The organism is Shinella sp. 20P9.1.1, from assembly GCF_057798995.1.
The window spans coordinates 75,686-82,833 of the sequence record NZ_JBYOLC010000016.1 but is presented as its reverse complement, the minus strand read 5'-3'; the positions used below and the strand labels follow the sequence as shown (position 1 = coordinate 82,833).

The 7,148-nt window shown below is 64.7% G+C and carries 8 protein-coding genes; 3 read left to right on the top strand and 5 right to left on the bottom strand.

Annotated elements, in window-relative coordinates; all coding sequences use genetic code 11:
* Positions 1 to 751 precede the first annotated feature (751 nt).
* Positions 752 to 1,174, top strand: coding sequence for a hypothetical protein (locus AC27VQ_RS22860; RefSeq protein ID WP_488718115.1), 423 nt, complete (start codon positions 752 to 754; stop codon positions 1,172 to 1,174).
* 7 nt (positions 1,175 to 1,181) lie between these two features.
* On the opposite strand, the gene AC27VQ_RS22855 is transcribed toward AC27VQ_RS22860, so the two are convergent.
* Both AC27VQ_RS22855 and dusA read right to left on the bottom strand, forming a co-directional pair.
* Positions 1,182 to 1,763 (bottom strand): J domain-containing protein, encoded by a 582-nt coding sequence (locus tag AC27VQ_RS22855; RefSeq protein WP_488718118.1) that lies wholly within the window; start codon positions 1,761 to 1,763, stop codon positions 1,182 to 1,184.
* A 123-nt stretch (positions 1,764 to 1,886) separates the two neighbouring features.
* Entirely contained in the window at positions 1,887 to 2,963 is a 1,077-nt protein-coding gene (gene dusA / locus AC27VQ_RS22850; protein WP_488718114.1) for a tRNA dihydrouridine(20/20a) synthase DusA, read from the bottom strand.
* Between the two features lie 109 nt (positions 2,964 to 3,072).
* Between dusA and AC27VQ_RS22845 the strand changes: the two genes are divergently transcribed.
* Positions 3,073 to 3,603 carry a gamma carbonic anhydrase family protein gene (locus tag AC27VQ_RS22845; protein ID WP_488718113.1) on the top strand — a complete coding sequence of 177 codons (531 nt, stop codon included), beginning with the start codon at positions 3,073 to 3,075 and terminating at the stop codon, positions 3,601 to 3,603.
* 6 nt (positions 3,604 to 3,609) lie between these two features.
* Here the strand turns inward: AC27VQ_RS22845 and AC27VQ_RS22840 are convergent, their stop codons facing one another.
* The 3 genes from AC27VQ_RS22840 to AC27VQ_RS22830 are packed head-to-tail and all read right to left on the bottom strand — an operon-like array spanning position 3,610 to position 5,772.
* Positions 3,610 to 4,005 carry a Fur family transcriptional regulator gene (locus AC27VQ_RS22840; protein WP_421593426.1) on the bottom strand — a complete coding sequence of 132 codons (396 nt, stop codon included), beginning with the start codon at positions 4,003 to 4,005 and terminating at the stop codon, positions 3,610 to 3,612.
* Positions 4,002 to 4,832 carry a metal ABC transporter permease gene (locus AC27VQ_RS22835; RefSeq protein WP_244759205.1) on the bottom strand — a complete coding sequence of 277 codons (831 nt, stop codon included), beginning with the start codon at positions 4,830 to 4,832 and terminating at the stop codon, positions 4,002 to 4,004. Before AC27VQ_RS22835 ends, AC27VQ_RS22840 begins: the two co-directional genes overlap by 4 nt.
* Positions 4,825 to 5,772 carry an ATP-binding cassette domain-containing protein gene (locus AC27VQ_RS22830; RefSeq protein ID WP_488718112.1) on the bottom strand — a complete coding sequence of 316 codons (948 nt, stop codon included), beginning with the start codon at positions 5,770 to 5,772 and terminating at the stop codon, positions 4,825 to 4,827. Before AC27VQ_RS22830 ends, AC27VQ_RS22835 begins: the two co-directional genes overlap by 8 nt.
* A gap of 99 nt (positions 5,773 to 5,871) precedes the next feature.
* On the opposite strand from AC27VQ_RS22830, the gene znuA reads away from it, so the two are divergent.
* On the top strand, positions 5,872 to 6,894 hold the full coding sequence (znuA, locus tag AC27VQ_RS22825) for a zinc ABC transporter substrate-binding protein ZnuA (protein ID WP_488718111.1): 1,023 nt from the start codon (positions 5,872 to 5,874) through the stop codon (positions 6,892 to 6,894).
* The last annotated feature ends 254 nt before the right edge of the window (positions 6,895 to 7,148 follow it).

Below are 7,148 nucleotides of genomic sequence, written 5' to 3'. Positions count from 1 at the left end.
ATCGACCTTCGCACCCATTTGCCCAAGTTCAAGCAGTCGCCAAATTTTCACACGTTTTCCCCGCCTCACACGGCCATGCCATACTCCCCTCATCCCACCGCGGATACACCGCAAGGCGTTGCGGCGAGGCGGGGTCGGCGCTTTTGGGGAGGGACGGACGTAAGTCCTCTCCAAAGGGGTCTGCGGAAAGTGGTCTCCCTCCGGCGACATGGGGGAAGCGGCGGGGCGTCGGACCGGTCCCGTGGTTTCATCCCCTGACGGCGCGTCGGATGTGCCTGTGCGGCACACAAGGGGGCTGGGACTGGCGGATGCGTCGGCATCGTCCGCCGGAGCGGTGTTTTCCTGGGAAAGGCGAAAGTCTTTCCGTCCGGGCCGGGCTCGATGGAGAGTTCTGCGCGGATGTCAAAACCGGTTCACAACCCGCCCCGGAAACCGACGGCAAACACCGCCGAACCAGCCTTTGCAGAGAGACCGGAGTCGCAGGCAAAAACCGCTGAACGGGGCGCTGAAAGGTGTCACTTCCATACTTTTGACGAGACAGCTTTGAGCGCCCCGTCCGAAGCCTGATCCAGACCCCGGCGTGGCTTTTTTTTTCACGCGCGGGACGGCTTTGGCGTGGCCGGCCGAGGGACAGGTCGCAAACGCGGAGCCCGACGACGGCGATCCGGCTGACGTGCCCCCGCGAAAACCGGACCAGATGCCGCGCGCAGGGCGCATCGCCCGCCTTCGCTTCCCGAAAACAGGAGCCCCCATGCCCTACGAACCGCCCCCGCCCACCTGTCACCAGCTCGCCCGCACCGCCGAGATGCTGGCTGTGCCGGAGCGCATCTGCCGCCGTCGCGACTGCCGGCGCCGGCATCGCTGCATCTGGTTCTTCCGTGCGACGCAGCAGCCCTGCTGCCTTGCCAATCTCGACGCCGACCAGCGCCGCCTGCTCGACGAGCTGGCGCGGAGCGTGGCGGATGCCGAGCATTTCGGCTATCTGGCGAGCAAGATCAGGATGAGCTCGTCCTACCGCGAGACGCGCGCCCTTCAGGACGCCGCCGTCGAGGCCGCCCGTGCGCTCGTTACCAGTCGCAAGCGAAAAGCCTATCGCGCCTTCGAAAAGATGCGCGCCGCGCAGCCCGCGCCGAAATACGAGGGCGCGGAGCCGCCGCTGCCGAAGCACTGGTAAGACGGGCCTATTCGGCCGCCTCGCCCTTGACGAGCACGGGCTCGAGCGCGGCGGCCAGCTCGTAGGAATAGCCTTCCAGCATGGCATAGGCCTGCTCGATGGATTGGATCTGGGTCTCGGCATTGCGGATCGCCTCGGCGATCGATTGCGAGCGGGCGCGCAGCATGGAGCCCAAAAAATCCGTGCCGGCCTTGCGGCCGAGGCGGTCGATATGCTGGCGCACGCGGTTGCGGTGGCGTTCCAGCTCCAAGATGTGGAAGCGGCTCTTGACGATGTCGTCGGAGAGTTTGCGGCGCATCGCCGCCAGCGGATCGAAGCTGCCGGGCTCGCGCTCGTCGAGAATGACGTCGTTGACCAGCGGTTCGAGCAGCATCAGGCCCTTGAGATCGCGCGGATCGGCCAGCTGCGGGTCGAAGCCGGTGTCGTCGAACACCTTGCGGCGCACGGGGTCGCGCAGCAGGTCGTAGCAGGTCTGCAGGCGGGCGAACTGGTCGGCATCGCCGCCCGAATCGGGATGCATGCCCTTGGCGGCCTTGCGATAGGCAGCCTTCACCGCGTTGTCGTCTGCATCGCGCTCCAGTCCGAGCATGGCGTAGGGATCGATCACGCAGGCACCTGTCCGTCTATTCTCTTGCGTCGTTTGTTCTTTACGCCGTTTTCCGCCCGCGAGGGGACGAAATTGTGGTGACGCCGCGGCGATGCACAGAAAGCGCTACTCCGCCGCGTCCCGCGCTTCGCCCCGCGCCGACAGCACCGCCGCGAAGGCATTGGCGATCACTTCCGGTCCTGCCCCCGGCTTGGTGGCATCGGTGGAGAGGATCTGCCGGTAGCGCCGGACACCCGGAAAGCCCTGGAACAGCCCGACCATATGCCGCGTGACATGCGCCACCCGCCCACCCCGGGCGATCACCTCGGCCGCATAGGCAACCATCGCATCCCGCACCGCCTCCCACCGCTCGACGGGAAGCGCCTGTGGATTGGAGAAAGCACCGGACAGCGCGCCTCCTGACAGGGGATGCGTAAAAAGTTCATCCACGCCTGTGAGAACACCACTATCCTGATAAGCGGCTCTTCCAAGCATGACACCGTCAAGCCCGTCCATCTCTTCGATAGCCTGACTCAATGTATGAAGCCCGCCGTTGAGACCGATGAAAAGACCGGGGTTTTCACTTTTCAGCCGGCGCACCAGACCGTAGTCCAGCGGCGGAATATCGCGGTTCTCCTTCGGCGACAGGCCTTGCAGCCACGCCTTGCGCGCATGGACCCAGACGGCATCCGTGCCTGCGGCCTTCAAGCGGGAGACGAGATCACGCAGCGCCACTTCGGGGTCCTGATCATCGACGCCGATGCGGCATTTCACCGTGACGGGAATGGCCACCGCCGCCTTCATCGCCGCCACGCAATCCGCCACCAGATCCGGCTCGCGCATCAGGCAGGCGCCGAAGGTACCGGATTGCACACGGTCCGAGGGGCAGCCGACATTAAGATTGATCTCGGCATAGCCGAATTCCGCGCCGATCCGCGCCGCCTCCGCAAGCTTGCGTGGATCGTTGCCACCGAGCTGCAAGGCCACCGGATGCTCCACGGCGTCGAAGCCGAGCAGCCGCTCCCGGTTGCCGCGCAGGATGGCATCGGCGACGATCATCTCGGTGAACAGCAGCGCATGCTTGGTGAGCTGCCGCGCAAACACGCGATAGTGCCGATCACTCCAGTCGATCATCGGCGCGGTGGCGAAAATCTTCGTCCCCGCGGTCACGGCCTGTTGGTAGAATGTCGCTGCGTTCGTCATGGCCGGGCTCATACTCCATCCAGTCTTCAAAAACCACCCTCCGCCCTTTCCCCGGCGCAGCGGGCGGGTGCTAGAGTAGGGTCGAGGAATCAAAACGCCGGAGGAAACCATGCCGCTTTACGCCCTCGACGACCGCGCCCCGACACTGCCCGCCGACGACCGCTACTGGGTGGCGCCGGATGCCAATGTCATCGGCAAGGTCATCGTCGGCGAGGATGTCGGCATCTGGTTCGGCGCCACGCTGCGCGGCGACAACGAGCCGATCATCCTCGGCGCGCGCTCCAATATCCAGGAGGGCGTGGTGGTGCATACGGATCCGGGGAAGCCCGTCATCATCGGCGAAGGCTGCACGATCGGCCACAGCGCCATCATCCACGGCTGCACGATCGGCAACAATTCGCTGATTGGCATGGGCGCGACGGTGCTGAACGGCGCCGTCATTGGCAACAATTGCCTCGTCGGCGCCAATGCGCTGGTGACGGAAGGCAAGGTCTTTCCGGACAATTCGCTGATCGTCGGTTCGCCGGCAAAGGCCATCCGCACGCTGGATGCGGAGGCCATCGAGGGCCTGAAGCGCTCCGCCGAAAGCTATGTGCGCAACTGGCAGCGATTCAAGAAGGGTCTGAAACCCATCGGCTAGAAGCGATCAGGCGCAGCCCGCGCAGGTGCCGCGGATTTCGATCGTCGTCTTGCCGGTCTTGAAATTGCGATCCTTCGCAAAGCTTTTCAGCCGGTCCTCGATCACATGGTCGTGGAACTCCGTCACCTTGCCGCAGGTCTCGCAGATCGTGAAGGCGGTGATGCCGTGGGCGTGGCAGCCCTCGTCGGGATGGGCGCAGGCGACGAAGGCGTTGATGCTTTCGAGGCGATGCACGAGGCCGAATTCCAAGAGCTTGTCCAGCGCGCGATAGACCTGCAACGGCGCGCGAAACCCGCTGTCGCGCAGCTTATCGAGGATCGTATAGGCGCTGAGCGGGCCTTGCGAATGCGAGAGCACGTCGAGCACGAGGCCCTGGTTGCGCGTCAAAGTCTGGGTCGTCATGCCTGGCCTCCCTGGCTGGCGGTTGCGGAATCGACACCGCTCGTCCTCGGCTTGGTCAGCAGGCTTAGAATGAACAGGCCAAGCGCTGCAACGACAATCGAAGGGCCGGAGGGCGTGTCGAATTTCAGGGAGCCGAACAGCCCGCCGACAACGGCAAGCGCCCCAATGACCGAGGCGAGCACCGCCATGATCTCCGGGCTCGTCGAAAAGCGCCGGGCCGTGGCGGCGGGGATGATCAGCAGCGAGGTGATCAGCAGGATGCCGACGATCTTCATGGCGATGGCGATGACGAGCGCCATCAGGAGCATGAAGGCGAGCCGCGTCTTTTCCGGCTCCATGCCCTCGGCTTCGGCGAGTTCCGGATTGACCGTCGAGGCGATCAGCGGGCGCCACATCCAGACGATGGCGAAGGTGACGAGGATGCCGCCGCCCCAGACGAGATCGACGTCGGCGCGCGAGACCGCGAGAATATCGCCGAACAGGAAGCCGACGAGATCGATGCGCACCCAGGTCATGAAGGAGACCATGACGAGGCCGATCGCCAGCGTGGCATGCGAGAGAATGCCGAGCAGCGCATCGGTGGAGAGCGTGCCGCGCTTCTGGAGCAGCAGCAGCAGGATCGAGACGGTGGCGGCGACGATGAAGACGCTGATCAGCAGATTGAAATCCATCAGCAGCGACAGCGCCACGCCGAGCAGCGCCGAATGGGCCATCGTGTCACCGAAATACGCCATGCGGCGCCAGACGACGAAGCAGCCGAGCGGTCCGGCGGTGAGCGCGAGCCCCACACCGGCGACCAGCGCGCGCATGAAAAAGTCGTCAAGCATCGCGGCGCGCTCCCTTGCTGTCTGCCGAGCGGGGCGCGACGTCGTGACGACAGCCGCAATTCGGCCCGTGAACGTGTCCGCTGCCCAGCCCGAGGCGCATCGGCCCCGCACGGCCGCCGGTCGGCAGGATATCGCTATGATGGCCGTCGTCAGGCCGGCAGTCGTCGGTGATCGAGCCGTCGGCATGCTGCACGCGGCCGTCGGGCAGATGCGTGTGGTCGTGGTTATGATTGTAGAAGGCCAGCGTCTGGCCGCCGCGAACGCCGAACAGGCGCTGGTATTCCGGGCTCTGGCTGACGATATCGGGCGTGCCGCGGCAGCAGACATGGCCATTGAGGCAGATGACGGTGTCCGTCTCGGCCATCACGACATGCAGGTCGTGCGAAATCAGCAGGATGCCGCAGCCGGTCGTGTTGCGGATGGTCTTGATGAGATCGTAGAGCGCGATCTCGCCGGAAAAATCGACGCCCTGCACCGGCTCGTCGAGCACCAGCAGGTCGGGCTTGCGGGCGATGGCGCGGGCGAGCAGTGCGCGCTGGAATTCGCCGCCGGAGAGGTGCTGCACCTCGGCACGGGCAAGATGGCGGATGCCAGTCGCTTCGAGCGCGGCGTCGATCTCGGCGCCCTTGAGCGAGGAGGTCAGCGTCATCAGCCGGTCGACGGTGAGCGGCATGGTCCAGTCGACCGCCAGCTTCTGCGGCACATAGCCGACCTTGAGACCGGCCTTTCGCTCCACCCTGCCCTCGTCGGCCTTCAAGACACCGATCGCCGTCTTGGCGGTCGTCGATTTGCCCGAGCCATTCGGACCAATCAGCGTGACGATCTCGCCCGGTGCGATGGAAAACTCCACGCCGCGCACGAGCCAGCGGCCCTGGCGGCGCACGCCGACGCCCGCAAGCGAGACGAGCGGCTGGACGGTCTGGGTTGGGGTCTGCAGCATGATTTTTCCAAAATGCCTGTTGCGTGAGGATATGGCACACGTTATAGCATAACGCAATTGATGTAATAACATTACATTTCAATTCAAGCGGAGTATCCCATGCAAAAGACCGTGCGCACCCTCCTTCTCTCCACCGCCCTCCTTGCCGCCGGCACGCTAGCCGCACGCGCCGAGGCGCCTGACGTGGTGGTGTCGATCAAGCCGATCCACTCGCTCGTCGCCGCCGTCATGCAGGGCGTGGGCGAGCCGAAGCTGATCGTCGAAGGTGCCGCCTCGCCGCATACCTATTCGCTGAAACCGTCCAATGCCGCCGCCCTTCAGAATGCGGACCTCGTCTTCTGGGTCGGCCAAGGACTGGAGGCCTTCCTTGAAAAGCCGCTGGAATCGCTCGGCGGCAAGGCGACGATTGTCGAGCTCGACGATGCGCCCGGCCTGGAAAAGCTGCAATTCCGCGAGGGCGGCCCGTTCGAGGCGCATACGCATGAGGGCGAGGAAGGGCACGATCATGCCCATGAGGAAGAAGGGCACGACCACGCCAAGGCGGCAGACGCCGGCCAAGACCACGAAGAGGAAGCCGGCCATCAGCATGAGGAGCATGGCGAATTCGACATGCATCTGTGGCTGAGCCCGGACAATGCCCGCGCCATCGCCACCGAGGCCGCCCGCGCGCTCTCGGAGAAGGACCCGGCCAATACCGAGACCTACAACAAGAACCTTGCGGCGCTGAACGACAAGCTCGCTGCGCTCAACACCGAAATCACCGAGACGGTCGCCCCCGTGAAGGAAAAACCCTTCATCGTCTTCCACGATGCCTATCAGTATTTCGAGCATCACTACGGTGTGCATGCCGCCGGCTCCATTACCGTCAGCCCGGAAACCCTGCCGGGCGCCGAGCGCCTGACGCAGATCCGCGACAAGGTCAAAACCCTCGGCGCCACCTGCGTCTTCGCCGAGCCGCAGTTCGAGCCGAAGCTGGTCAACGTGGTGATCGAAGGCACCGCCGCCAAATCCGGCGTGCTCGACCCGGAAGCCGCCACGCTGGAGCCGGGGCCGGAGCTCTACTTCACGCTGATGCGCAGCATCGCCATGTCGCTGCGCGATTGCCTGGGGCAGCCGAGCTGATTTGAGGGGCAATGGTAGCCGCGTGGATCCTCGGGTCAGGCCCGAGGATGACGTGGTGGGGATGCTCAGGCGACGCGAGAAACGTGAGCGCATGAGGACGGAAAGGCAAAAATCATCGCACGCGAAGAGGTTATGCCTCCCTGCCCTACCTCTCCTTCGTCATGCTCGGGCTTGACCCGAGCATCCACAACCATGGGCACCCCATGAACTTCCTACGCAGCCGAACCGCAGGAAAGCCGGCATTGACCTAATAG